The 25710-nt window shown below is 61.4% G+C and carries 27 protein-coding genes and 1 pseudogene; 22 read left to right on the plus strand and 6 right to left on the minus strand.

Annotated features, from left to right (window positions below):
- Window positions 1–20: 20 nt before the first annotated feature.
- Both MOV63_RS03075 and rsmI read right to left on the minus strand, forming a co-directional pair.
- A complete protein-coding gene (locus tag MOV63_RS03075; protein ID WP_051900016.1) occupies window positions 21–410 on the minus strand; it encodes a YraN family protein in 390 nt (129 codons plus the stop codon).
- On the minus strand, window positions 391–1311 hold the full coding sequence (gene rsmI / locus MOV63_RS03080) for a 16S rRNA (cytidine(1402)-2'-O)-methyltransferase (protein WP_247031577.1): 921 nt from the start codon (window positions 1309–1311) through the stop codon (window positions 391–393). The genes MOV63_RS03075 and rsmI overlap by 20 nt, the downstream gene beginning before the upstream one ends.
- Before the next feature lie 269 nt (window positions 1312–1580).
- Here rsmI and dnaN point away from each other — a divergent pair, with 269 nt between their 5' ends.
- The 7 genes from dnaN to MOV63_RS03115 all read left to right on the plus strand — a co-directional run bounded on the left by dnaN (window position 1581) and on the right by MOV63_RS03115 (window position 6633).
- Entirely contained in the window at window positions 1581–2699 is a 1119-nt protein-coding gene (dnaN, locus tag MOV63_RS03085; RefSeq protein ID WP_247031579.1) for a DNA polymerase III subunit beta, read from the plus strand.
- A gap of 120 nt (window positions 2700–2819) precedes the next feature.
- Complete coding sequence (gene pmtA / locus MOV63_RS03090; protein WP_247031581.1) at window positions 2820–3413, plus strand: phospholipid N-methyltransferase PmtA; 594 nt, start codon at window positions 2820–2822, stop codon at window positions 3411–3413.
- 2 nt (window positions 3414–3415) lie between these two features.
- On the plus strand, window positions 3416–4009 hold the full coding sequence (locus MOV63_RS03095) for a histidine phosphatase family protein (RefSeq protein WP_247031583.1): 594 nt from the start codon (window positions 3416–3418) through the stop codon (window positions 4007–4009).
- The gene (gene pyrF / locus MOV63_RS03100) at window positions 4006–4698 is read left to right on the plus strand and encodes an orotidine-5'-phosphate decarboxylase (RefSeq protein WP_247031585.1); all 693 of its coding nucleotides are present in this window, start codon (window positions 4006–4008) and stop codon (window positions 4696–4698) included. Before MOV63_RS03095 ends, pyrF begins: the two co-directional genes overlap by 4 nt.
- Window positions 4699–4850: 152 nt before the next feature.
- The gene (locus MOV63_RS03105; RefSeq protein ID WP_037079589.1) at window positions 4851–5138 is read left to right on the plus strand and encodes a DUF1330 domain-containing protein; all 288 of its coding nucleotides are present in this window, start codon (window positions 4851–4853) and stop codon (window positions 5136–5138) included.
- Window positions 5139–5240: 102 nt separating this feature from the next.
- A complete protein-coding gene (locus tag MOV63_RS03110; protein ID WP_247031586.1) occupies window positions 5241–6221 on the plus strand; it encodes a complex I NDUFA9 subunit family protein in 981 nt (326 codons plus the stop codon).
- 259 nt (window positions 6222–6480) lie between these two features.
- Entirely contained in the window at window positions 6481–6633 is a 153-nt protein-coding gene (locus tag MOV63_RS03115) for a hypothetical protein (RefSeq protein WP_007763306.1), read from the plus strand.
- A 147-nt stretch (window positions 6634–6780) separates the two neighbouring features.
- On the opposite strand, the pseudogene MOV63_RS03120 reads toward MOV63_RS03115, so the two are convergent.
- Window positions 6781–7581, minus strand: a pseudogene (locus tag MOV63_RS03120) (undecaprenyl-diphosphate phosphatase); the annotation flags it as partial.
- 155 nt (window positions 7582–7736) lie between these two features.
- Here MOV63_RS03120 and MOV63_RS03125 point away from each other — a divergent pair.
- From MOV63_RS03125 to guaA, 13 genes are all read left to right on the plus strand, one after another.
- Window positions 7737–8429, plus strand: a complete 693-nt coding sequence (locus MOV63_RS03125; protein WP_247031588.1) for a glutathione S-transferase family protein — start codon at window positions 7737–7739, stop codon at window positions 8427–8429.
- On the plus strand, window positions 8410–9585 hold the full coding sequence (gene queG / locus MOV63_RS03130; RefSeq protein ID WP_247031590.1) for a tRNA epoxyqueuosine(34) reductase QueG: 1176 nt from the start codon (window positions 8410–8412) through the stop codon (window positions 9583–9585). The genes MOV63_RS03125 and queG overlap by 20 nt, the downstream gene beginning before the upstream one ends.
- Window positions 9585–10457, plus strand: a complete 873-nt coding sequence (locus MOV63_RS03135; protein WP_247031593.1) for an SDR family oxidoreductase — start codon at window positions 9585–9587, stop codon at window positions 10455–10457. The genes queG and MOV63_RS03135 overlap by 1 nt, the downstream gene beginning before the upstream one ends.
- A 382-nt stretch (window positions 10458–10839) precedes the next feature.
- Window positions 10840–11250, plus strand: a complete 411-nt coding sequence (locus tag MOV63_RS03140; RefSeq protein WP_247031595.1) for a septal ring lytic transglycosylase RlpA family protein — start codon at window positions 10840–10842, stop codon at window positions 11248–11250.
- Window positions 11251–11347: 97 nt separating this feature from the next.
- Window positions 11348–12637: an RsmB/NOP family class I SAM-dependent RNA methyltransferase gene (locus MOV63_RS03145; RefSeq protein WP_247031597.1), complete on the plus strand. Its 1290-nt coding sequence runs from the start codon at window positions 11348–11350 to the stop codon at window positions 12635–12637.
- A gap of 134 nt (window positions 12638–12771) precedes the next feature.
- Entirely contained in the window at window positions 12772–14049 is a 1278-nt protein-coding gene (locus MOV63_RS03150; protein WP_247031599.1) for an imelysin family protein, read from the plus strand.
- A 53-nt stretch (window positions 14050–14102) separates the two neighbouring features.
- Window positions 14103–15641: a di-heme oxidoredictase family protein gene (locus tag MOV63_RS03155; RefSeq protein ID WP_247031601.1), complete on the plus strand. Its 1539-nt coding sequence runs from the start codon at window positions 14103–14105 to the stop codon at window positions 15639–15641.
- Window positions 15641–16744: an imelysin family protein gene (locus tag MOV63_RS03160; RefSeq protein WP_247031603.1), complete on the plus strand. Its 1104-nt coding sequence runs from the start codon at window positions 15641–15643 to the stop codon at window positions 16742–16744. Before MOV63_RS03155 ends, MOV63_RS03160 begins: the two co-directional genes overlap by 1 nt.
- 4 nt (window positions 16745–16748) lie before the next feature.
- Window positions 16749–17831: a DUF1513 domain-containing protein gene (locus MOV63_RS03165; RefSeq protein ID WP_247031751.1), complete on the plus strand. Its 1083-nt coding sequence runs from the start codon at window positions 16749–16751 to the stop codon at window positions 17829–17831.
- 37 nt (window positions 17832–17868) lie between these two features.
- Window positions 17869–18321: a TspO/MBR family protein gene (locus MOV63_RS03170; RefSeq protein ID WP_038548487.1), complete on the plus strand. Its 453-nt coding sequence runs from the start codon at window positions 17869–17871 to the stop codon at window positions 18319–18321.
- A gap of 72 nt (window positions 18322–18393) precedes the next feature.
- Window positions 18394–18843, plus strand: a complete 450-nt coding sequence (locus MOV63_RS03175) for a PaaI family thioesterase (RefSeq protein WP_038548484.1) — start codon at window positions 18394–18396, stop codon at window positions 18841–18843.
- Window positions 18840–19493 (plus strand): 5'-methylthioadenosine/S-adenosylhomocysteine nucleosidase, encoded by a 654-nt coding sequence (locus MOV63_RS03180; protein WP_247031605.1) that lies wholly within the window; start codon window positions 18840–18842, stop codon window positions 19491–19493. The genes MOV63_RS03175 and MOV63_RS03180 overlap by 4 nt, the downstream gene beginning before the upstream one ends.
- A 61-nt stretch (window positions 19494–19554) precedes the next feature.
- Window positions 19555–21132, plus strand: coding sequence for a glutamine-hydrolyzing GMP synthase (guaA, locus tag MOV63_RS03185; RefSeq protein WP_247031607.1), 1578 nt, complete (start codon window positions 19555–19557; stop codon window positions 21130–21132).
- 241 nt (window positions 21133–21373) lie between these two features.
- On the opposite strand, the gene MOV63_RS03190 is transcribed toward guaA, so the two are convergent.
- Window positions 21374–21763 (minus strand): nuclear transport factor 2 family protein, encoded by a 390-nt coding sequence (locus MOV63_RS03190; RefSeq protein ID WP_247031609.1) that lies wholly within the window; start codon window positions 21761–21763, stop codon window positions 21374–21376.
- A gap of 133 nt (window positions 21764–21896) precedes the next feature.
- On the opposite strand from MOV63_RS03190, the gene MOV63_RS03195 reads away from it, so the two are divergent.
- Complete coding sequence (locus tag MOV63_RS03195) at window positions 21897–22805, plus strand: AraC family transcriptional regulator (protein ID WP_247031611.1); 909 nt, start codon at window positions 21897–21899, stop codon at window positions 22803–22805.
- A gap of 220 nt (window positions 22806–23025) precedes the next feature.
- Here the strand turns inward: MOV63_RS03195 and MOV63_RS03200 are convergent, their stop codons facing one another.
- Both MOV63_RS03200 and MOV63_RS03205 read right to left on the minus strand, forming a co-directional pair.
- Window positions 23026–23487 carry a GFA family protein gene (locus MOV63_RS03200; protein WP_038548399.1) on the minus strand — a complete coding sequence of 154 codons (462 nt, stop codon included), beginning with the start codon at window positions 23485–23487 and terminating at the stop codon, window positions 23026–23028.
- A 39-nt stretch (window positions 23488–23526) separates the two neighbouring features.
- The gene (locus tag MOV63_RS03205) at window positions 23527–24954 is read right to left on the minus strand and encodes a coniferyl aldehyde dehydrogenase (protein WP_247031613.1); all 1428 of its coding nucleotides are present in this window, start codon (window positions 24952–24954) and stop codon (window positions 23527–23529) included.
- A gap of 97 nt (window positions 24955–25051) precedes the next feature.
- On the opposite strand from MOV63_RS03205, the gene MOV63_RS03210 reads away from it, so the two are divergent.
- Window positions 25052–25663, plus strand: a complete 612-nt coding sequence (locus MOV63_RS03210) for a TetR/AcrR family transcriptional regulator (protein WP_247031615.1) — start codon at window positions 25052–25054, stop codon at window positions 25661–25663.
- Window positions 25664–25710: the final 47 nt, after the last annotated feature.

Here is a 25710-nt window from a genome sequence, read left to right on the forward strand (position 1 = left end):
AAGGACACTTGATTTGTTCGTTAGAATGCGTCGGGAAAATGCCGCGGCAGACGCCCTGGAAGCACTGCAATAATGTCGTAGCGCTGCGAAAGCGTCGCTACATGCTTCCGCTTCGAAAGCCACAGCGCGCTTGCCGCGCGAATACGGTTCTGGGTCATGTAGCCGACTGCGTCGATGGCTTCGCTTTCGCCTCTCCGCGCCTTGACCTCGACGAATATGACAAGGTCCCCCTTGCGGGCTATAAGATCGATCTCGCCGATCTTTGTGCGATAGCGAATGGCAAGGATGCGGTATCCCTTCACAAACAGATAGAGCGCGGCGAGATACTCGGAGAGATGGCCTCTTTTATAAGCCTTCTGCCGCTCGGCCTTTCGCCGCTTCAGGCTGTTGTCATTGCGCTCCGCCGCCATCCTCGCCCTTTAACTCCAGGAGCCGCTGATAAAGTACCTTGCGGGCAAGGCCGGTGAGCCGCGCAGCCTCGGCGGCGGCTTTCGCGGCTGGCATGGAGGATGAAAGCTGGCGCAGCAGCACGTCCACCTCGACTTCGCCGGGAGGTTCCTCGGCCTCTGGCGGCGCCAGAAGCAGCACGATCTCGCCCTTCACCACGCGATCGTCGTCGTAATAGGCGGCGAGCTCCTCCAGCGTACCGCGGCGAAACTCCTCGAAAGTCTTGGTCAATTCGCGGCAGACCGTCGCGCGCCGGCCAGTTCCGAGCACCTCGGCGGCAGCAGCGAGCGTTGCACCGATACGATGGGGCGATTCGAAGAAGATCAGCGTTGCCGGCACTTTCGAAAGCTCGGCCAGCCGGTCGCGACGGCCCTTGTCCTTGACCGGCAGGAAACCGGCAAACAGAAACGCATCGGACGGCATGCCGGAACCGACGAGTGCTGCGAGCGGCGCAGAGGCGCCGGGGATCGGCACGACCTTGTGGCCGGCCTGGATCGCCATCTGACCAAGCCGGTAACCGGGATCGGAGACCAAGGGGGTGCCGGCATCGGAGACCAGCGCCACGGACTTTCCTTCTTCCAAAGCCGCGATCAGCTTCGGCCCGACCTCGTCGGAATTGTGCTCATGGTAGGCATAGGGCCGGTTGACGATGCCGTAGCGGTCGAGCAGGACGCGGGTCACCCGGGTATCCTCGCAGGCGAGCACATCAGCGCCGGAGAGTGTCTCCAGCGCCCTCAACGTGATGTCGCCGAGATTGCCGATCGGGGTCGCGACCAGATAAAGCGCCGGCTCCAATGGCCGCGCGGCCACGAAAGTATTGGCGACGCGATAGCCGCGCTGGCTGCTCTTCAGGTCATCGGTCAAGGGGCGTCACGCACAAAAGGATGGTCATGTGCCTTTATGGGCAAGCCGACGGGCTTCGGCAAGTAAAGCCCAAGCTGTTGAGAACGCATATTTTCTGTGTGCAGCGCGTGAGACAGATGCGAAATGACTTGCTAACGCCTTGTTCACCTCTTGCTTTTCGAACGGGTTGTCTGCCATTTTGCCGGTCCACATCATCCGGCTGGCCCAAAGCCGGCAGAATATCAGGGTCCGGCCCTGCCGGATCGCCACGGTCGAAAGCGATTGCGTCCATGCGTATTACTCTTGAGCGGTCAAACCTTCTGAAGTCGCTGAACCACGTGCATCGCGTGGTGGAGCGACGGAACACCATCCCGATCCTCTCCAACGTGCTGATGCGCGCGTCCGGCGCCGGTCTCGACCTGAAAGCGACCGACCTCGACCTCGAAATCACCGAAGCCCTTCCGGCCATGGTCGAGACTGCCGGCGCCACGACGGTTCCGGCGCACCTGCTTTACGAAATCGTCCGGAAGCTGCCGGATGGTTCGGAAGTGCTGCTCGCCACCAATCCGGACGGCAGCTCGATGACGGTGCAATCCGGCCGCTCGAAATTCTCGCTGCAGTGTCTGCCGGAATCGGACTTCCCCGACCTCACCGCCGGCAGCTTCACGCATACGTTCAAGCTGAAGGCGACCGATCTGAAAATGCTGATCGACCGCACCCAGTTCGCGATCTCCACCGAGGAGACCCGTTATTACCTGAACGGCATATTCTTCCACACGATCGAAGCCGATGGGGATCTGAAGCTTCGCGCAGTCGCAACCGATGGTCACCGCCTGGCCCGCGCCGATGTGAAGGCGCCATCGGGTTCCGAAGGCATGCCGGGCATCATCATTCCCCGCAAGACGGTCGGCGAGCTCCAGAAACTGGTCGATGATCCGGAATCGGTGGTCACGATCGAAGTTTCGGACGCCAAGATCCGGGTCACGATTGGCTCAATCGTGATGACCTCCAAGCTGATCGACGGTACTTTCCCGGATTACCAGCGCGTCATTCCGACAGGCAATGACAAGGAAATGCGCGTCGATTGCCAGAGCTTTACCAGGGCTGTCGACCGCGTCTCGACCATTTCCTCCGAGCGCGGCCGTGCCGTAAAGCTGTCGCTGACAGACGGCCAGCTGATGCTGACCGTCAACAATCCGGATTCGGGCAGCGCCACGGAAGAGGTTGCAGTCGGTTACGACAACGATCCGATGGAAATCGGCTTCAACGCCAAATACCTGCTCGACATTACCGCCCAGCTTTCGGGCGACGACGCGATCTTCATGCTGGCGGATGCCGGTTCTCCGACATTGGTGCGAGACACTGCGGGCGACGACGCGCTCTATGTGTTGATGCCGATGCGCGTTTAACATCATCAAGGCGGCCGGAAGCTCCGGCCGCCTTTTTCATGCGGTTTTCCCAGGTGCGACATTTTTCCTTGCTTTTGCGGCATCGGGGTTCCACATGGGGCAAAAGGGAGAGGATAAAAAATGGAACTGCGCTTGAAGGAACGGCTTGGCCGCAAGTTCGATGATGAGATCCGGTTCTTCAAAGGCTGGATCGACGGCCCGAAACGGGTTGGCGCGATCTGCCCCACCTCCTCCGTCACCGCCAAACGCATGGCAAGCGTCATCGACACGGCCTCCGGCCTGCCTGTCCTCGAACTCGGGCCCGGCACCGGCATCATCACCAAGGCGATCCTGAAGCACGGCGTCTCGCCGGAAAACCTGGTCTCCATCGAATATTCGACCGATTTCTTCCAGCACCTAGTCCGCACCTATGAAGGCGTGAACTTCATCAATGGCGATGCCTTCGATCTCAAGCGCACGCTCGGCGCCTTGAAGGACACGACATTCGACAGCGTTATTTCGGCAATCCCGCTTTTGAGCTTCCCGATGGAGCGCCGCATCGCGCTGCTCGAAGACCTGCTCGACCGCATCCCGGCTGGCCGGCCGGTAATGCAGATCACCTATGGCCCCGTCTCGCCGATCATCGCCCAGCCCGACCGCTACCGGATCAAGCATTACGATTTCGTCGTCCGCAATATTCCGCCGGCGCAGCTCTGGACCTACAGCCGCGGCTGACCATGGCATTCGGCCTCTACATCACTCATCCGCAGGTCCGTATCGACCCGAACGTACCGGTGCCTCGGTGGGGGCTCTCCGACGTTGGCGCCGCCCGCGCTCGCGCGGCCGCCCAATCCGAATGGGCAAGGAAACTCGGCCGGATCATCTCCAGCGACGAGGTGAAGGCGATCGAGACTGCCGAGATCCTCAGCCTCGCCTCGGGCATTTCGATCGAGATCGCTGAGGACACCCACGAGAACGATCGCTCGGCGACAGGCTTTCTGCCGCCGCCGCAGTTCGAGGATGCGGCCAACTGGTTTTTCGCCCATCCGGAAGAGAGCTTCAAGGGCTGGGAACGCGCCGTGGACGCCCAGAGCCGCATCGTCTCGGCGGTCACCAGAACTCTTGCCGAGCACGACCCGAGCACGCCGATCGCCTTCGTCGGCCATGGCGGCGTTGGAACGCTGTTGAAATGCCACCTCACCGGCTCGCCGATCGCTCGCGACCGGGACCAGCCGGGCGGCGGGGGAAATCTCTTCTGCTTCACCCTTGCGGATCGGACGCTCTCATGCGACTGGACGCCCATCGAAAAATGGGAAGGGTTCCAGGCATGACAGCTCGTGATCGCCTCATCGTAGGCCTCGACATTCCGACCATCGGCGAAGCCGAAAAGATGGTCTCCACGCTCGGTGACACCGTTTCCTTCTACAAGATAGGTTATCAGCTCGTGTTTGCTGGCGGTCTCGAACTTGCACGCGATCTCGCAAAGGATGGCAAGAAAGTCTTCCTCGACATGAAGCTGCTCGACATCGACAACACGGTCGCGAAGGGCGTCGAGAATATCGTCAAGATGGGCATGACCATGCTCACCCTGCACGCCTATCCGAAGGCGATGCGCGCCGCTGTCGAGGCGGCCAGGGGTTCGGACCTCTGCCTGCTCGCGGTCACCGTCCTGACCTCGATGGACGAAACGGACCTCGTCGATGCCGGTTACGAATACGATCCGCACACGCTGGTTCTGCGACGCTCGGAACAGGCCCTGGCTGCCGGCATGGGCGGTATCGTCTGCTCGGCCGAGGAGTCGGCTGCGGTTCGCAAGATTGTCGGCCCTGATCTGGCGATCGTCACGCCCGGCATCCGCCCTGCGGGTTCGGAAGCGGGCGACCAGAAGCGGGTGATGACGCCGGCCGACGCATTGCGCGCCGGATCGAGCCATCTGGTCGTCGCCCGCCCGATCGTCAAGGCGCCGGATCCGAAGGCGGCGGCGCAAGCCATCCTCGCCGAGATGCAGGGCGTGCTCTGATAATCCGTCGTTGCCGGAGAGATATCCTGCCGGTCGCGATCCGGGACGAGTCCCGGTGGCCGCCGGACAGGTACGCAACGCCCGCCATATTGACTCGCCCGGGAATTTGCCGGAAGTCGTCCTAACCGAAAACACGCTGGAGGAGAGATACCATGGCCAAGGGATATTGGGTCGCTCGCGTCGATGTCCGCGACCCGGAACGCTACAAGGATTATATCGCAGCGGCCACGCCTGCCTTCGAAAAATACGGCGCCAATTTCCTTGCCCGCGGCGGCGCCATGGCGGCGATGGAAGGCAAATCCCGCGCCCGCAACGTCATCATCGAGTTCCCGTCGATGCAGGCCGCCATCGACTGCTACAATTCCCCCGAATATGCGATCGCCATCAAGATCCGCCAGGAAGTGGCGGATGGCGAAATCGTCGTCCTCGACGGCCTTTAAGAACCGGTTATCGCGAGCGGTGCGGCAGTGGAGACACTTCCACCCGTGCCGCGATTCGGTTAAACAGCACTCATCTCGTCCCACAGGCTCCCGGAGCACGCCATGACCATCAACAACCTTCCGCCGCTCGTCACCGTTTTCGGAGGATCGGGCTTCGTCGGCAGGCATGTGGTGCGTACGCTTGCCAAACGCGGTTATCGCGTCCGGGTCGCCGTCCGCCGTCCGGATCTTGCCGGTTTCCTGTTGCCCGCCGGTTATGTCGGGCAGATCTCGCTGGTCCAGGCAAACCTGCGCTACCGCCAATCGGTCCTGAAGGCCGCCGAAGGCGCTTCGCACGTCGTCAACTGCGTCGGCATTATGTTCGAGAGCGGCCGCAACACGTTTGACGCGGTCCAGGATTTTGGCGCTCGCGCGGTTGCCGATGCGGCACGTGCTGCCGGCGCCAGGCTTACCCATATTTCCGCGATCGGCGCCGATGCCAGGTCGGAATCGTCCTATGCCCGCAGCAAGGGCCGCGCCGAGGCGACGATCCTTTCGACGCTGCCAGATGCGGTGATCCTGCGGCCGTCGATCATGTTCGGGCCGGAAGACAGCTTCTTCAACAAGTTCGCCTCGATGGCCCGCACCTTCCCTGCGCTACCGCTGATCGGCGGCGGCAAGACGAAGTTCCAGCCGGTTTATGTGGAGGACGTCGCCGAAACCGTCGCCCGCTCCGTCGACGGCACGATCGCGTCCGGCAAGATCTATGAGCTCGGCGGCGGCGAGGTCATGACCTTCCGCCAATGTCTCGAAACGATGCTGCGCGTCACCAATCGCACCAATGCGCTCGTCTCGCTGCCCTTCGGCATCGCATCGCTGATCGGCAGCATCGCGTCGTTGATCCCTTTTGTCCAGCCGCCGATCACCAGTGACCAAGTGAAGCTCCTGAAGATCGACAATGTCGTTTCCGATGCGGCCGCCACGGAAGGCCGCACGCTGCAGGGAATAGGCATCCGCCCGACGCTCGCGTCCTCTATCCTGCCATCTTACCTTGTGCAGTATCGCCCGCAGGGCCAGTACACAGGCTCTGGCCGCGCGGCCTGATATCATTAACCATATCCAGCAATTTGTTTCGCTTCGACATTCCGGTCGTGCCCGCTGAAAAATCGGGCACCCCTTTGTTGTCGCTCATGTTTCGGGCAAGGATAGTGGCACAAAGGTCGCAGTGGCCGAAGCAGTCGCGTTAACGGCCGGTTCAGCAAAATCCTTTATTGAATTCTTCTAATCCAACCCATAAATCCTCCCTCACCAAACAAGCGGCGCAACCGTGACGATAAAATCTTCCATCGAAAGGCATTCCTCCATGGGCAAGCCCATCGCCCTCTTTTTTGCATGCGCAGCGCTGATCATCCTCGCGGGCTCGTTCATGGCCCCGACGACGGGCGCAGCCGGCAAGAGCGAATGCACGCCCGCATACGGTGTTGATCCGTGCAGCACGGCATCCATTCATCACTAAGCATCGACAAAACAAAAAGGCCGCTCCTTAGCAGCCTTTTTGTTTCAAAGAATTGAGCGCCCTTCACTTTAGCAGTGCAGGACGCAGGGCAGTCTCGGCCGGCGCGACGGCGCTTGAGACTACGGCACTCTGTTCACCGCGTTGCGGGACAGATCCCAGGGCGATCAGGCCGAGCAACAAAAATCCGAGAACGATTCTATAGATCGCGAAGACGGTGAAGCGGTTGCTGCGGATATAGGTCAGCAGCCATTTCACGGCGATGAAGGCGACGATCGTCGACACGACGAAAGCCACGCCGAGCGAGGTCCAATCCTCGTGCGCGGCGCTGCCGTCCTTGAGCGTCTTCAGCAGCTCGTAGCCACTGGCCGCATACATGGTCGGAATGCCGACGAGAAAGGCAAACTCGGTGGCCGCGGCCCGGCTTCCGGTACCGGCCAGCATGGCGATGAAGATCGTGGCACCCGAACGCGACGTGCCGGGAAAGACGCCCGCAACCACCTGCGCAATGCCGACCAGGATCGCGACGAGCCAGGTTATCTGGGTGGAAGCCGGCCTGCGCGCAGCGGCCCATTCCGCAAAGATCATCCAGATGCCGCCGATGATGAGTGCCCAGGCAATCGGTGCCGCGTCCTCGGGAAGCGCGAAACCGAGCTTCTTGACGATCAGGCCGAGAGCCGCCGTGATCAGGAAGGCAACGATCAGCTTGGCGGCATAGTCGCGATTTGCCGGCTCCCGCCAGCCGAGCAACAGGTTAAGCAGGCGACGCCAGTAGATGATGGTTACCGCGATGATGGCGCCGGCCTGGATGACGATATTGAACGTATCAGACCGGTGACCCAGCCATTGTTCCGCGATGATGAGATGGCCGGTGCTGGAGATCGGCAAAAACTCGGTAATACCCTCGATCACACCGAGAACGAGGGCGCTGATAATCGACTGATCAGCCATTCTTAATCCTTTGTTGAGCAGATAAGGACAGTTTTAAGCAGTTTATGAGCCGTTGCTTGTGTTGGACCTACCAAATCCATATAGCTGCCATATGTCACGCGGGCGCGCTACGTGCCCCATCCTTCGTATACGATATTCGTGAAGTTCAAGTATCCATGCCCACGCTCTATCATCATTCCATGTCTTCGGCCTCGCGGTTCGTCCGGCTGATTCTCGCCGAATATGGCTTCCAGGCGGACCTGATCGAGGAGCAACCGTGGGAAAAGCGCCGGGAATTCCTGACGCTCAATCCTGCGGGCACGCTCCCGGTTTATGTCGACGACAGCATGAGAGTGCTTTGTGGCCCTTCCGTGCTCCTGGAATTCCTCGACGAAACCCATGGCGTGCTGAAGCGTGACCGCCGGCTGTTGGCCGAAGACCCGTGGCAGCGCGCCGAAATCCGGCGTCTGACAGAATGGTTCCTGCAGAAGATGGAGCAGGATGTCACCCGGCCGCTGACCCGGGAGCGGGTCTTCAAGCTGCAGATGACGACGGCTCAAGGCGGCGGCGCGCCGGATTCGAAGGTGTTGCGCACGTCCCGCGCCAATATCCGCCAGCATATGAAATATCTCTCCTGGCTTGCCGGCTCACGGCCTTGGCTTGCGGGCGATCGCCTGAGTTATGCCGATCTGGCCGCCGCCGCCTCGATTTCAATCCTCGACTATCTGGGGGAGATCGACTGGTCGGAGACGCCGGTCGCCAAGGACTGGTATCAGCGGCTGAAATCCCGACCCTCCTTCCGGCCGATGCTTTCCGAACGCATCCGCGGCCTCACCCCGGTATCCCATTATGCGGACCTTGATTTCTGACGCGCCCGCGCGCGAGGAAGAAAAGGCGCTCCGGCGGCGGGAGAAGCTGACTGCCTTCATTCGCGAGGAAGCGGCGGCTCAGGGCTTCGATCTTTGCCGGATTACGGCCCCGGACAGCATTCCACGGGCGCCGGAGCGGCTGGAGATTTTCCTCGCCGACGGCCACCACGGCAGCATGGACTGGATGGCAGAGACGAGGCTGCGCCGCGCCGATCCGAGGGTGCTATGGGATCAGGTGCGTTCGATCGTGATGTTCGGGCTGAATTACGGGCCGGACGAAGACCCGCGCGGCATTCTCGACAAACCCGACAAGGCCGCGATCTCCGTCTATGCGCGCAACCGCGATTATCATGACGTCATCAAGGGCCGGCTAAAGGAGATCGCCACCCGCTTTGCGGCGCGCGCCGGCGAGGACGTCAAGGTGTTCGTCGATACGGCGCCGGTGATGGAAAAACCGCTGGCGGAGGCGGCCGGGCTCGGCTGGCAGGGCAAACATACCAATCTCGTCAGCCGCACCCATGGTTCCTGGCTGTTCCTCGGCAGCCTGTTCACCACGGCGGACCTTATCGTCGATGAGGCCGAAACAGACCATTGCGGTTCCTGCCGGGCATGCCTCGACGCCTGCCCGACGGCGGCGTTTCCGGCTCCCTATCGGCTCGACGCCCGCCGCTGCATCTCTTATCTGACGATCGAACACAAGGGTCCGATCGATCCGGAATTCCGGCCGCTGATCGGCAACCGCATCTATGGCTGCGACGACTGTCTTGCCGCCTGTCCCTGGAACAAGTTTGCGGCAAGCGCCTCGGAGATGAAACTGCAGGCGCGCGACGACTTGAAGGAACCGTCGATCGCGTTTCTGCTGACCCTGGACGATGCGGCCTTTCGAACCTTCTTCAGCGGCTCACCTGTCAAGCGCATCGGCCGCGACCGGTTCATTCGCAACGTGCTGATCGCCGCCGGCAATTCCGGCGATGCCAGCCTCATCGGACAATGTCTCGAACTTGCGGGCGACCCCTCGCCCGTGGTGCGCGGCATGGCTATATGGGCCCTGAAGCGCCTGATGACGGATGTGGACTTCGCGCGGTTTGCCGAGGCGCGCAGCGCCGAAGAGGATCCGGAAGTGCAGCAAGAATGGCGATTGGCGGGAGCGGCCTGATGAATGTGATGATCTTCGGATGCGGCTATTCGGGCCAGGCAATCGCCGAGGCCTTCAAATCCGAAGGCCATCGGGTCTCCGGCACGGTCAGGACGGCCCACAAGGCACTGGAACTCGCTGCCCGTGACATCAAGGCCTTCGTGTTCGACGGCAGCCCGTTCAGCGGCGAACTGCTGGCGGAGCTTCAAGAGGTGACGCATCTGGTGCAGTCGATCCCGCCCGGCACCGAGGGCGATCCACTGCTGAAGCTCGTCTCCGGACGGCTGCGTGCGCTTTGCCCGAAGCTCGAATGGATCGGCTATCTCTCGACGGTCGGCGTCTACGGCGATCACGGTGGCGGCTGGGTCACCGAGGAGACGCCGGGCAGCCCGATCCAGGGCCGGTCGATCGAACGGGTCGATACGGAAGATGCCTGGGCTACCGAAGGGCGGGCCGCCGGTCTACCTATGGCCAGCCTGCGCCTCTCCGGTATCTATGGCCCCGGCCGCAACGCTTTCGTCAACTTGGCGCGCAGCACGGCGCGGCGCATTATAAAGAGAGACCAGGTCTTCAACCGCATCCGCGTCGAAGACATCGGCGGCGCGGCGCTCTTTCTCGCCGGAGGCAATATGGGCGGCATATATAATGTCACCGACGACGAGCCCGGTCCGCCGCAGGATGTCATCGTCGAAGCCGCGCGCCTGATGGGTGTCGAGTCGCCGCCGGAACTGGATTTCGAGACCGCTGACATGACGCCGATGGCGCGTTCCTTCTATGGCGCCAACAAGCGCGTTTCCAATGCCAAAATCCGCGCCGCGGGGTTCGAGTTCCTCTTCCCCAATTACCGTATGTCGCTCGCCGAAATGTGGACTTCGGGCCGCTGGCGAGGATAAAATTCCCATTATGAAACGGTTGAAATTTCCATCCTGATCGGTTGATCTAGTTATTATTTCTTAATACTTACGGCTGAGCGTCACAAAATTTGCCCAAATGAGGCAATAAATCACGTATCGCGACAAATTTTTTTCTGCGGTTTTCGTGATCACGGACTCCCTGCGAGTCTCACTGAAACTACATTCCGCTTTCTGACTGTTTTTAAAGGTTTTCTTCCGCAGAAGCTTAGCTGGCTTCTTAAAAAGATCAGCGGCAATCTAATCACAAATGTTACAGACTGTAATGTTCCGTGATCGAAAGCCTCACTTTTTCGCCACTTTTCGCCCCGCTTAGCCGTTTTGCACGCAACGTGCAGGGACAAAACGAACGGGGACGACCGACTTGACAACAATTCGACGCTCGACTTTCGCCGCGGCCTCCATTGCTGCTTTTGCAACTCTCGGCTCCGCGCAGGCCAATGCTGCGCCCGGGTGCGGTCACGCATCCTGGTATGCCCTCGGATCCAAGACGGCATCCGGGGAACGAATGAACCCTTCTCTCATGACAGCGGCCCACCGGACGCTGCCCTTCGGCACCAAGGTGATGGTGACGAACAAGCGCAACGGCAAAAGCGTCGTTGTGCGCATCAACGACCGCGGTCCATTCATCCGCGGCCGGGTGCTCGATGTTTCCAAAGCCGCGGCCAAGGACATCGGCATGATCAGTTCCGGTACCGCCCAGGTCTGTTACCAGATCGTCGATGCCGGCGATCAGAAGGTCGCAGGCAAGGGCCTGAAAGCGATCGACGGCTGAAGCTGTTCAGAGAGACCGTTTAGGCCGGCCTCTTGCCCTATCGCGCAATCGCGGTTACGACCCGTGCCATACGGGTGCAACCGAGACGGAGACTGACATGCGATTGGGCGGACGAATTGCCGGGGCCATAGAGGTGCTGGCCGACATCGAGACGCGCAAACGCCCTGTCGCCGACGCGCTCAAGGACTGGGGCCTCGCCCATCGTTTCGCTGGTTCCGGCGATCGGGCGGCGATCGGAAATATCGTCTACGACGCACTGCGCATGCGGCTCTCGCATGCCTGGCTCATGGACGACGAAAGCCCGGCGGCCCTCGCTTACGCGGTTCTCATCCGGCAGTGGGGCCTGACGCCCGACGCTCTCCAGGCCGAGTTCACGGACGACCGCTTTGCACCGCCGGCTCTGACCGAGGCGAACCTTTCGTCGCTTGCCTCCCGCAATCTCGACGATGCGCCCCTGCATGTTCAGGGCGACATTCCGGACTGGATCCAGCCGTCCTTCGAAGCCAATTTCGGCGAGAACTGGCTGATTGAGGCCAAAGCGTTGGCCGGCCGTCCCACCCTCGATCTGCGTGCCAACACGCTGAAGGCATCCCGCGAGAAGGTCATCAAGGCGTTGGAACGCTCGAACGCAAAGACTTCGCGCATCGCCCGCAACGGCATCCGGATTGCCGCTGGCGAGGGAGCGTCCCGCCTGCCCAACGTCACCGCCGAGCTTTCGTTCCAGAAAGGCTGGTTCGAAGTTCAGGATGAAGGCTCGCAGATCGTTGCCGAGCTCGTGCAGCCCGGCGAACATCATCAGGTCCTCGATTATTGCGCCGGCGGCGGTGGCAAGACGCTCGCCATGGCGGCCGCGATGCACAACAAGGGCCAGATCCACGCCTATGACGCCGACCGCAAACGGCTGGCGCCGATCATCGAGCGGCTGCGCCGCGCCGGCACCCGCAACGTTCAGGTGCACGACGACGCGCGCCAGCTCAATGGCCTGAAAGGCAAGCTCGATGCGGTCCTGGTCGATGCCCCCTGCACCGGCACCGGCACCTGGCGCCGCCGTCCGGACACCAAATGGCGACTGACCCCGAAGAACCTCGACGAGCGCATCGCCCAGCAGCAGGAAGCGCTTTCCGAGGCTGCCGTCTTCGTGAAGCCGGGTGGCGCACTCGTCTATGTCACCTGTTCGATCCTACCGGAGGAGAACGACGCCCAGGTTTCCCGCTTCTGTGTCGAAAACCCGGAATTTTCGATCGTCCCCGCGGCAGAGCACTGGGACAGCATCTTCGAAAAAGATGGCCCGCAGCCTCGCTCGAAAGATGCCCTGACAGTGACGCTGACGCCCGCAAGTACCGATACCGACGGATTCTTTTTCTGCCGCATGCAACGCAGAGCTTGAACGCAGCGGAAGCGAAGACAAAGTCGAGTTCTACTTTCAAATTATTCTAAACTAGATTGTTTGACACCAGTTTCCAATTGCGCGATGAACCCTCTAACGGCCGGGGAGAGATCCGGGCCGTGAAGGAGAGGGACATGATCCGCAAGACCGTTCTTGGCGCCGCCCTGGCGCTTTTCGCCGCCTCCGCGGCGTTCGTCGTGACAGAGGCGCAGGCCGCCACCACATCCGCAGCCGTTCTCAAGCATTATGCCGAACTGGCGCATGCGAAATACGAAGATTCGCTGACAACAGCGCAAGCGCTCGACAAGGCCGTCAACGCGCTGATCGCCAAGCCGAGCGACGAGACGCTGAAGGCTGCCAAGGACGCCTGGATCGCCGCCCGCGCTCCCTACCAGCAGACGGAAGTCTACCGTTTCGGCAACCCGATCGTCGACAATTGGGAAGGCAAGGTGAATGCCTGGCCGCTCGATGAAGGCCTGATCGACTATGTCGATGCCTCCTACGGCACGGAGAGCGACGAGAATGCGCTCTACACCGCCAATGTCATTGCCAACCCGAAGATCAAGGTCAACGGCAAGACGCTCAACCTTTCGAAGTTCAACGCCAAGACGCTGCGCAGCCTGAACGAGGCCGGCGAGATCGAGGCCAACGTCGCGACCGGCTACCACGTCATCGAATTCCTGCTCTGGGGCCAGGATCTGAACGGCACCGGACCGGGCGCCGGCAAGCGTCCCTATACGGACTACGACAAGGCCAATTGCACCAACGGCCATTGCGATCGCCGCGCCGAATACCTGAAGGCCGCGTCCGCCCTGCTGGTCTCCGACCTCAAGGACATGGTCACCGCCTGGGGCCCGAAGGGCAAGGCGACCAAGAACGTCGAGGCCAATTCCAAGAAGGGCCTGACCGCCATCCTGACGGGCATGGGTTCGCTCTCCTACGGCGAGCTTGCCGGCGAGCGCATGAAGCTCGGCCTGCTGCTGCACGATCCGGAAGAGGAGCACGATTGCTTCTCCGACAACACCTACAACTCACATCTCAACGACGCGGTCGGCATCAAGTCGGCCTATACGGGCGAATATACTCGTGTCGACGGTACCAAAATGACCGGGCCTTCGCTCTCCGAACTGGTTGCCGCGACCGACAAGTCGTTGGACAGCGAGATGCTCGGCAAGCTCGACGCGACGCTCGCCGCCATGAACGCCATGGCCGACCGGGCGAAGAAGGTCGAGGCCTACGACCAGATGATCGGCGAAGGCAATAAAGAGGGCAATGCGGTCGTCCAGAAGGCGATCGACGGCCTGATCGACCAGAGCAAGAGCGTCGAGCGCGTCATTGCGTCGCTGAAGCTTGGCAAAGTGGAGCTTGAAGGTTCCGCCAGCCTCGATAATCCCAACGCCGTCTTCAAATAAGCAATGAAAAAGGCGGGCCGCGGCTGACCTTCAGCCTGCGGCCCGATGCGCATATGAGAACGCCCAAGTCTTTCATCTTCCTGTTGCCGTTGCTTTCGGGCGCTTTCCTTCTCACGCCGCTGATCGCGACCAGTGGCGATGCACTTTTCCCGACCGTCCGCACGGATCTCAATCCGAAGGACCAGAAACGCGTCGAGAGCGTTACCCGCCCGACGACCGATTTCTCCAAGCCCGAGCCATTCGAGACCATGTCGGGCGGGGCAGCGACGAGCCGCGCCGACGTCAATGGCGACGCTTTCTCGCATTTCTCCGCCAACATCACCTTCGAGGAAGAAGGGATGTTCAAGCTTGGCAATGCGCTGTTCACAAAACTCTGGGTCTCGGCGCCGTCCTCGACGCAGGCGTCCGACGGGCTGGGGCCGCTGTTCAACGCCCGCGCCTGCCAGAGTTGCCACCTGAAGGATGGCCGCGGCCACCCGCCGGAAGGGGGTGCCGACGCGACCTCGATGTTCTTCCGGCTCGCCCGTCCGGCGCGCACCGACGATGAGCGCGAGGCGGTCGCCGATTACAGGAAGCTCAATTTTCCCGACGCGATCTATGGCGAGCAGTTGCAGGACCTCGCCGTGTCCGGCCTCGCCTCCGAAGGCCGGATGGGGATTTCCTACGAGGAAATCCCCGTCAAGCTCGGCGACGGCGAGATCGTCCGCCTGCGTAAGCCGAGCTATTCGGTCGCCGACCTCGGCTACGGTGCTATGGAAGGCGACGTGACGTTGTCGCCGCGGATCGCGCCGCCGATGATCGGCATGGGCCTGATCCAGGCTATCCACGATGCCGACATTCTCGGCCTGGCCGACCCGGACGACAAGGACGGCGACGGGATCTCCGGCAAGCCGGCCATGGTGCGCGACCACAAGACCGGCGAGCTGAAGCTCGGCCGCTTCGGCTTCAAGGCGCAGAATGCCTCGGTCCGTGACCAGAGCTCGTCCGCCTTTGCCGGCGACCTCGGCATCTCCACTCCCGACAATCCGTTCGACCACGGCGACTGCACCAAGGCCGAGGCTGCGTGCCTCGCCATGCCGACCGGCGTGCAGCAGCGACTCGGGCCGGTCGAAGCACCTGATCCGGTCCTGCCGCTGGTTACCTTCTATTCCGAAAACCTAGCGGTGCCAGCCCGCCGCGATATCGGCGACAAGACGGTTCTGAAGGGGAAGGAACTGTTCTACCAGGCCGGCTGCACCGCCTGCCACACGCCGAAGTTCGTGACCAGCCGCGATGCCGGCAACAAGGCGCAGGTTTTCCAGCTAATCTGGCCCTATTCCGATTTCCTGCTGCACGACATGGGCCAAGACCTTGCCGACGGCCAGCCGGTTGGCGTTGCTACCGGCAGCGAATGGCGCACCCAGCCGCTCTGGGGCATAGGGCTGACCGAAACCGTCAACGCCCACACCTTCTTCCTGCATGACGGCCGGGCGAGAAACCTCACCGAAGCCGTCCTCTGGCACGGTGGCGAGGCGCAGAAGGCCCGCGATGCCTTCGCCGCGCTCGGAAGACAAGACCGTGCCGCCCTCCTCAAATTCCTGGAGTCTCTGTGATGCGCAAGACATTCTTTGCCGGACTCGTCTCGCTGCTTCCCGCCACCGCCTTTGCGCAGGAAGGTGAACCTGCTCCCTCGGTGAATCTGCCGATGGCTGACGTCACCAAGGCGATGACGGCGGCGGTGGACGGGTTTATCCGGCCGGGCTACGACGCATTCTACGCGTCCGCGGGCAAGATGACGACGGCGATGAAGACGCTCTGCGAGGCGCCCTCCAAGACGAGCTACGATGCCGCGAAAGGCGCCTTCCGCGACGCGGCGGTCAGCTGGGCACATATCGAGGTAGTGCGTGTCGGTCCCGTCATCGAGCAGAACCGCTTCGAGCGCATCCTCTTTTATCCCGACCGCAAGAGCACCGGGTTGAAGCAGGTCCAATCGGTCCTCTCCAAGGTCGACGAGACCGCCACCGACCCCGCCACGCTCGGAACAAAAAGCGTTGCGATGCAGGGTTTTGGCGCGCTCGAATATGTGCTTGCCGGCACCGGTTCCGACGAACTACTCAAGGCGAAGAACAGTTATCGCTGCCGCTATGGCGCGGCCATCGCCGGCAATATCACCAATGTCGCCAAGGAGCTTTCCGATATCTGGGACGCGCCCGACGGCATCCAGAAGACGTGGGAACAGCCGGGGCCCGACAACCTCAATTTCCGCACCGGCGGCGAGGCGATCACGGCGCTGCTCGGCATTCTCGTGCATGGCGCCGAAGCGGTGCGCGACCAGCGGATCGAAACCTTCTACAAGGGCGCCGACAAGGCGAAGTTCCCGAAACAGGCACTGTTCTGGCGCTCGGAAAACACCTGGCCCGCTATCAAGGGCAATCTCGAAGGCCTTTCGGCCCTGCTCGAAAAATCCGGCATGGTGGAACTGCTGAAGGAAAAGGACCGGCCGATCGTCGCCGCCACCGAGGCGAAGCTGACGTCGATGATCGAGCTTTCGGCGAAGATCACGCCGGACCTCGACAAGGCGGTCGAGAGTGCGGCCGAGCGCAAGAAGCTCGATACACTGCTCGCGGACGGAAAGGACGTGATCACCAAGCTCAACGACGGTTATGGCGGCGCGATCGGGCTCAGCTCCGGCTTCTCGTTTGCCGACGGCGACTAAGACCATGTGGCGCGGCGAGGCCATCGACCGGCGCGGCTTTCTGAAAGCGGCGGGTGTCATTTTCACCACCGCCCTTGCGCCGCGCTCGCTGATGGCGCTCGAACGCACAGATGCGGTCTATGCCTCCGGCTTCAAGGCGCCGGATGGATCTTTCGGCGTCGCCACCGTTTCCGAACGCGGCGAGATCATCGACCGCGTCGCCCTTCCCGCCCGCGCCCACGGCATGGCCTATAGCACCGCCACCGGTCGCACTGTCGCTTTTGCCCGCCGTCCCGGCACGTTTGCCATGGTCTTCGATCCATCACGACAGGCCGAGCCGATCATGATCACCTCGCCGGAAGGCCGGCATTTTTACGGTCACGGCCATTTTTCACCGGACGGCCGCTTCCTCTATGCCAGCGAGAACGATTTCGATGGCAATCGCGGCATGATCGGCGTCTACGACGCCCGGGACAAATTCCGCCGCATCGCCGAGTTCGACGCGCACGGCATCGGCACCCATGACATGACCGTCTCCGACGACGGAAAGCTGCTGGTCATCGCCAATGGCGGCATCGAAACCCATCCGGATTTCGGGCGCACCAAGCTCAATGTCGACCGCATGGAACCGTCGCTGGTTCTGCTCGATGCGAAGACCGGCGCCCTTATCCAGCGGCACCGCCTGCCCGCTTCGCTGAAACAGCTCTCCACCCGCCATCTCGACATCACTGACAACGGCCGCATCTGGTTCGCCTGTCAGTGGGAAGGTGCGCGTAACGCGCTGCCGCCGCTTGCCGGCTGGTTCTCCAAGGGCGAGGACCTTTCGTTCGTCTCGCTGCCGGAGAAAACGACCGTCCGGCTTGGCAATTATGTCGGCGCTATCGCCGTCAACCGCCGTGACGGCGTCGTCGGCCTCACCTCGCCGATCGGCGGGGCCGCAGTCACCCTCGACGCGAAAACCGGGGCCGTGCTGAAGGAAGAAACCGTCCGCGAGGCCGCCGGCGTCGCGCCCGCCGCGCATGGCGTTGCCGTTTCCTCCTATGACGGGCGGTTCAACCAGACACGCAGCCAAGTTGCCTGGGACCAGCACATCGTCCGGCTGGGCTGACCTTTCCTGGCTGCCGGAGCGCCCTAATTGCGGCGGGATGAGCAAGAACGTCGTTATGATCGCCTTCATCGTCGCCTGCGTCGCACTCGGCGCCTTGAGCGGCGCAAGCAACCAGCCTGGCGAGTGGTATCAATCGCTCGACAAACCATTCTTCAATCCTCCGAGCTGGATTTTCGCTCCCGTCTGGACGGTTTTGTACGTCCTGATCGGGGTCGTGCTTTCCGAAACCTGGTATGACGAGAACAACGGCCGCCGGCTCGTTCTCTTTGCCATACAAGCCGCGCTCAACCTCCTGTGGTCGCCGGCTTTCTTCGGCCTGCAAAGCCCCGTTCTCGGCCTCGTCGTCATCGTGCCGCTGCTGATCTCCATCCTACTATTCATCGGCGCAAGCTGGCGGGAAAACCGCAAATCTGCGTGGCTTTTCGTGCCTTATGCACTCTGGGTCGCCTTCGCGACGCTCCTCAACCTGTCGATCGTTCTGATGAATTAAGTACGCTCCATCGTACGGCTTGCCGAACATCGCCGGCCATGCCAATTTCGCAACTGCGAAAGGGGCGGGAACATGAACGGGAAAGATACGGGCGACTTCCGCGAGCGGGTGCGCCAGAGCTTCGCCCGGCAGGGCGCGATGGGGATGCTCGGCGCAGAGCTGACACGTGTCGAACAGGCGATAGTCGAGATCGAGCTCCCTTTCGACATCAAGCTTACCCAGCAGCACGGTTTCCTGCATGCCGGCGTGATTTCTGCAGCGCTTGATGCCGCCTGCGGTTATGCCGCCTATACGGTGATCGAACCGGACGCCTCGATCCTCACCATCGAATTCAAGGTGAACCTGATGTCGCCTGGCCGGGGTGAACGTTTTCTGTTCCGCGGCGAAATCACCAAGCCGGGCTCGACGATCATAGTCGCCGACGGCCGCGCCTATGCGATCGGCGACGGCCCCGCCAAACTCATCGCTTCCATGACCGGCACCATGATGGTGATCCGCGGCCGAGAGGACGTAACCGGATGACTTCTTCTCTTCCTCTCGGCGAGCCGAGCCTCGCCGGCGGCAAGTCCATTCTTTTCGTGATGGCCGTCGACGCCGAGTACGGCCCGGCGCTGAAATCCCGCATCAAGCCGCTAATGACTGGCGTCGGCCCGGTCGAGGCAGCCGTCGTGCTGTCCCATGCGCTGACGAGGCTGGAAGCGACAGACGACCTGCCCGATCTCGTCGTCTCGCTCGGCTCGGCCGGTTCCCGCAACCTCGAGCAGACAGAAATCTACCAGGCCTCGTCAGTCGCCTATCGCGACATGGACGCCTCGCCGCTCGGGTTCGAGAAAGGCCGCACGCCCTTCCTCGACCATCCGGCGATCATGCCGCTCCCCTTGCGCATCCCCGGCGTCAGGGAAGCCTCGCTATCGACAGGCGGCAATATCGTCTCCGGTGCCGCCTACGATCTCGTCGGTGCCGACATGGTCGACATGGAAACGTTCGCGGTGCTGCGCTGCTGCCAGCTTTTCGGCCTGCCGCTGATCGGCCTGCGCGGTATTTCGGACGGCAAGGAAGAGCTGAAGCATGTCGGCGATTGGACCGAATACCTGCATGTGATCGACAAAAAGCTGGCAGATGCGGTCGACAGCCTGTTCGAGGGGTTGGAGGATGGCGCCATCGTCCTCTGAAGGCGCGATTTTCGCCTTGTTCCCCGTTGCCAGAAAGGGGAAGTTTCTTTAAAGGCTCGGCATGACCCAGATAGCTCATCCCGACAGCATCCTCATCATCGATTTCGGCAGCCAGGTGACGCAGCTGATCGCGCGTCGCATCCGTGAAGCGGGCGTCTACTGCGAAATCCACCCCTTCCAGCACGCCGGCGCAGCATTCGAGAAACTCCAGCCCAAGGGCGTGATCTTCTCCGGCGGCCCGGCATCGGTCACCACCGAAGGCAGCCCGCGCGCTCCGCAGGCGGTGTTCGACAGCGGCGTTCCGATCCTCGGCATCTGTTACGGACAGCAGACGCTCTGCACCCAGCTCGGCGGCGTCGTCGAAGGCGGGCATGCGGCGGAATTCGGCCGCGCCGACGTCGAGATCAAGAAGGCGAGCCCGCTGTTTGACGGTTTCTGGGAAATGGGCGGGCGTTATCCGGTCTGGATGAGCCACGGCGATCGCGTCACCCAGTTGCCGCACGGTTTCGAAGTGATCGCGACGTCGGAAAATGCGCCTTTTGCGATCGCGGCCGACGAGAGCCGGCATTACTACACCACCATGTTCCACCCGGAAGTGGTGCATACGCCCGACGGCGCCAAGCTGCTCTCCAACTTCGTGCACAAGATCGTCGGGCTGAAGTCCGATTGGACCATGGCCGCCTATCGCGCCGAAATGATCCGTAAGATCCGTGAACAGGTCGGCAAGGAACGGGTGATCTGCGGCCTCTCCGGCGGCGTCGATTCCTCGGTTGCGGCTGTCCTGATCCACGAAGCGGTCGGCGACCAGCTAACCTGCATCTATGTCGACCACGGGCTGATGCGCCAGGGCGAAACGGAGCAGGTCGTCGGTATGTTCCGTGACAACTACAATATTCCGCTCGTGCATGTGGATGCGTCCGACCTGTTCCTGACCCAGCTTGCCGGCGTTTCCGATCCGGAAGTGAAGCGCAAGACGATCGGCCGCCTGTTCATCGAAGTCTTCGAGGCGGAAGCCGCCAAGATCGCCGCCGACGGCAAGGGCTCCCCGGCATTTCTGGCCCAGGGCACGCTCTATCCGGACGTGATCGAAAGCGTCTCCTTTTCGGGCGGACCTTCGGTCACGATCAAGAGCCACCACAATGTCGGCGGCCTTCCCGAACGCATGAACATGAAGCTGGTCGAGCCGCTGCGCGAACTGTTCAAGGACGAAGTGCGCGCGCTTGGCCGCGAACTCGGCCTGCCGGAGAGCTTCATTGGCCGCCATCCCTTTCCGGGTCCTGGCCTCGCGATCCGCTGCCCGGGCGGCGTCACCCGCGAAAAGCTCGACATCCTGCGCAAGGCCGATGCGATCTATCTCGACGAAATCCGCAAGGCCGGCCTCTACGATACGATCTGGCAGGCATTTGCAGTGCTGCTGCCGGTGCAGACCGTCGGCGTCATGGGCGACTACCGCACCTACGACTTCGTCTGCGCATTGCGGGCCGTCACCTCGGTCGACGGCATGACCGCGGATTTCTATCCCTACGACATGAACTTCCTCGGCCGCACCGCCACCCGCATCATCAACGAAGTCCGCGGCATCAACCGCGTCGTTTATGACGTGACCAGCAAGCCACCCGGCACGATCGAGTGGGAGTAGGGGTTTAGCGTCGCCTGGCGTAGGAATTCGTATTCTGTCGTTGAAGGTAACGTGTCGTATGCGGACGAACGTTTGGTGCTCATGTTGTTGTCTACTTCAGAGCCGTCCAAATCACCGAAAATTCGCTGGTAGGCGTCGGTGACGATCTGCTTGTTGTTCGCGCTCGTCGCGAAGCTCCCTGGAAAATGGACAAGTCGTTGGAGCAGGGCCACTTTCGTCCCGCTGCTCCAGATGCGGTGACTTATTTGCCCCAGAACTGGTCCTCTTCTTCCGGATCGGAGGAGAACAGCCAGACTTCGACGATCTTGCCGTCCTGCACGCGCAGCAGATCGATACCGGACTGGTCGACCTTGGCGCCTTCGCGTTGACCCGCGAACTCTATCTCGATGGCAACCAGATCCCCGTTGGCGAGATAACGATGGGCATGGGTGATCGCGAAACTACCACCAGACTTTGCCATCATGGCGCCCATCATGGCACCAAATTCGGCAATGCCGTTCTTGGTGCCCGAGAACTGGTTATTGCCCGGCTGATGCCAAATGACCTGGGGCGAAAGCAGTTCGCCAAGCGTGGCCTGATCGCCGGTCTGGACGGCTTTGATATAAGCTTTTCCGATGTCGATAGTGGTCATTGCGGTCTCTCATTTGCAAATGTTGGAACCTGCTGCGAAGTGCCCTTCGCAGCTCATGAGAGTGATAATAATGGGTGGAATGCCATTCTGTCGTGGTTCATAGGCGCCGAAATATGATACTTATCGGACATGCATGGCCGGAATTGGCGCGACGCGAATGACAAAGAGCCGAGCGAAGCTGGATCAACTGAATTACCGTCCGAGCGGGCGCGATCTGGATATTGAGATATTTCATTTTTCGGACTTGCGGCGCCGGGTGAGCTCCGAGCAAATCCTGGCGCTGTATCATTATTCCTTCCACACCCTGATCTGCGTGACCGAAGGTGCGGTGACCCAGGTCGTGGACTTCCAGCCGGTCAATTGCGCGGCTGGATCCCTCCTCGTCTTGAGGCCCGGGCAGGTTCACAGTTTCGGTAGTGATAAAGATTGGGACGGATGGATGGTCCTGTTCCGCGCAGAATTCCTCCCATCGGAGACACAGGCGACTGCCGATCTGCTGCCTGTCCTGAGTCTGGATCGGTTACCGGATCACCTATCCCTGATCGCTGCCGATTTCGGCGCTGTGAAGGAGGCGATCGCCAGGATGCAGCGGGACGCCGCGAGCCCCGCCCCGCCCAAGGATATACACGCGCTCCTGCGATACGAACTTTGTGCGCTGCTTCTGCGCCTTGCCATCCTGCGGGATCAGCACATGGGCATCGACGTGGCACAAAGCCCGGGTGTGCAGCGTTATGCCAGGTTTCGCAGGCTAGTCGAACAAAACTATGCCGGCTGGCATCAGGTATCCGCCTATGCGGCAGCTCTAGGCTGTCCCGAGAAAAGCCTGACGCGAGCGGCGTTGGAGGCGACCGGGCAAAGCGCCAAAAACGCCATCACGGCGCGCATCGCCTTGGAAGCCAAGCGGCTCCTGGTCCATACCAACAGACCTATCTACCTCATTGCAGAGGGCCTCGGTTTCGCGGAGGCAACCAATTTTGCCAAGTTTTTCAGCCGCGAAACCGGTTTCACCCCGATTAAGTTTCGCAAGCAGTACAAGAACTGAACGCCTTGGGGATAGCGCCTTAACCGGCGCGGATAGCTTGGAAATTGATTCCATCCTGCCAAGGGCGCGGCATCATGTCTCGAAACGGCGTTCGTATTCGGCGATTTTCGCTCTAAGTGCCGTCATCCCGGTCTGACAGTACTTTTTTGCAGCTTTGAAAGCCAATGAAAGCCGCCCTTCACGAGGCGTTTCCCGCGCGAACTGTACTTTAGCCGGCGCCCTATAAGCCACCCATGATCAGTTTCCCGACCGCCAACTCGCTCGCGAAATAGCCGCTGTATTTGGGCACGCTATCGGGCATGTCCAGCACTCGACGATGATAGAACATGTCGAACCGAACCGGCGGCAGCCGGGCCTCGGGCTCGAAGTTGCTCGCCGGGATGAACATCACCTTGAAAGGCCCGAAGCCGGCAACCTCCACAACGGGCTTGCCGCAGGTCCGGCAGACCCCGCGATTGAAGTTCGGTGGGGGTCGGTATTTCTTGAATGAGATAGTGCCGGCGTTTTTCAGCACGACATCCTTGCCGCGGACGGCGATCACATCCGCAAACGGTTTGCCGTTGAACGCCTGGCAGATCAGGCAGTGGCACCGGAACCTGGCTTTGGGCGAGGCATGCACCTCGAACGAGCAGGCGCCGCATTCGCATGAGCCGCGTAACGGCAACGACGCGTCATTGGTCATGTTCTTGCTCCCGAGCTTGATTTGATGACGGCATGCTGGTCACCGGAGCATCACGTTGAGGATGGTATCGATCGGCTGTCTGAAGGGCGCGCGAATAAGGTTGGAGAGGTTCCAACGCCCCTGCTCGTAGATCCCCTTGGCATGGCTGAGGGTACGGAAGCCTTCGATGCCATGATATGCGCCCATCCCGCTGGTCCCGACGCCGCCGAAAGGCAGGTCATCCTGGGCGATGTGCATGATCGTGCCGTTGATGGTGACGTTGCCGGAGGTCGTTCGGCTCAGCACCTTGCGTCGATCTTCGTCATCCGCACCGAAATAGTAGAGCGCGAGCGGCCGAGGCCGGGCGTTCACGTAGGCGATCGCGTCTTCGACGTCGCGGCAGGGGAAAATCGGCAGGACCGGGCCGAAGATTTCCTCATGAGCGATGCGCATGTCATCTGTGACGCCAAGCACCACGGTTGGCGCCAGTGTGTTGAGGCGAAGGGATGCTTCACCGGGCCGATTGCCGACCTCGATGATCTGCGCTCCTTTGGAGCGGGCGTCGTCGATCAAGCCCTGGAGCCGGGCATAGTGCCGCTCGTTGATGATCGAGGTGTAATGTTCACTCGTTGGACCATCCGCATAGAAGGAAGCCACCTTCCGGTCATATGCCTTGACGAATGCGTCAACCTCGCTTTCGTGGACCAGTGCGTAGTCCGGGGCGATGCAGGTTTGTCCGGCGCTGAGCAGCTTTCCGTAGGCAATTGACGCCGCCGCCTGGTCGAGGACGTGTCCCTTGGCAACGATGCTCGGCGACTTGCCTCCGAGTTCGAGGGTGACCGGAACGAGGTTGTCGCTTGCGGCCTTCATCACCGATCGCCCTACAGCAGTGCTCCCGGTAAAGACCAAGTGGTCGAACGGCAAAGCCGTGAAGGCAGCCCCCACGGCGGCATCACCACTGACGATCGCGAACTGATCTTCGGCGAATACCTCGCCGAGCATTTTTGCGAGCAGCGTATTGGTGACGGGCGTGAACTCCGAGGGCTTCAGCATCACCCGGTTTCCGGCGGCGATAGCAGTTGCGACCGGCATCAGCGCGAGGTTTACCGGATAGTTCCACGGCGACATCACGCCGACGACGCCAAGCGGCTGGTATTCGATGCGGGCCTTGCCCATTCGCATGTGCAGAGCAACGTGGCGGCGGGTCGGCGCCATGAATTTGGCAAGGTTGCGGATCATATACTTGGTGCCCTCGGCGACCCCTCCCACCTCCATGATCGCCGTTTCATACTTCGAGCGATGCCCGAAATCGGCATTGATGGCCTCTTCGATCACTTTGCGGTGCCCGATGATCGCGGCCCTGAACCTAGTCAGATCAGCGCGTCGCTGCGCCAGCGACGGTGCGCCCTCATGCAGGAAGGCAGCGCGCTGAGCCGCGAGGAGACTGCCTAGCCGATCGGCGTCGGCGGTATTTACGGTTGCGTTCATGGTCCACTCCAATGTAGACAGGAGAAACTTTCGCTCTTGACGTAGGCGTTTAAGCAACCACTGTCAACAATGTAACCACAAGAAACTTTGAGGCATCATGCAAGACGCTCCCAACCGCCCTTATCACCACGGTGATCTCCGTCGCGCGGTAATCGAGACAGCGTTGGACATGCTTGCCGAGGAGAAGGGCTGGCAGTTCACGCTGCGGGAAGTAGCGCGCCGGGCTGGCGTCAGCCACGCAGCACCCTATAAGCACTTTCCGGACAAAGCGGCGCTGCTTGCAGAACTCGCCATGATCGGCTTCGACCGGCTGCGCGAGACCCTATCGGCAACGAAGTCTGAAGCGCCCAAAACTCTGCACGACGAAATTGCCCCAATATCTCGTGCCTACGTCGCGTTCGGAACGGACAACCCGGCTCTCTACCGCCTGATGTTCAGCGCAGGGGAGGAGAAAGCCGAAGGGGTACATCTCAATCAGCGGGCGCTTGCGGTCTTCGATGTGGCGCTCGAAATCCTTCGGCGTGGCCAGGCCGCAGGGAGCATTCGCAAGCGGCCAATAGAAGGCCAGGCAGCAGCTTGGTGGGGGCTCATCCACGGCATGACCATGCTTGCGATCGATGGGCTACTGGTGCCCGAGAAGGTCGGATCGGCTCCCTTGGATGCGGCCTTGGGCACGCTGGTGGAAGGGCTGGCGAACCCGGCAACATGACACTGGCTGAGAACGGCGCCCACACGCTGTCAGGCCACCCCAACCTT

The sequence above is a fragment of the Neorhizobium sp. SHOUNA12A genome, assembly GCF_023006505.1.
Classification (GTDB): domain Bacteria; phylum Pseudomonadota; class Alphaproteobacteria; order Rhizobiales; family Rhizobiaceae; genus Neorhizobium.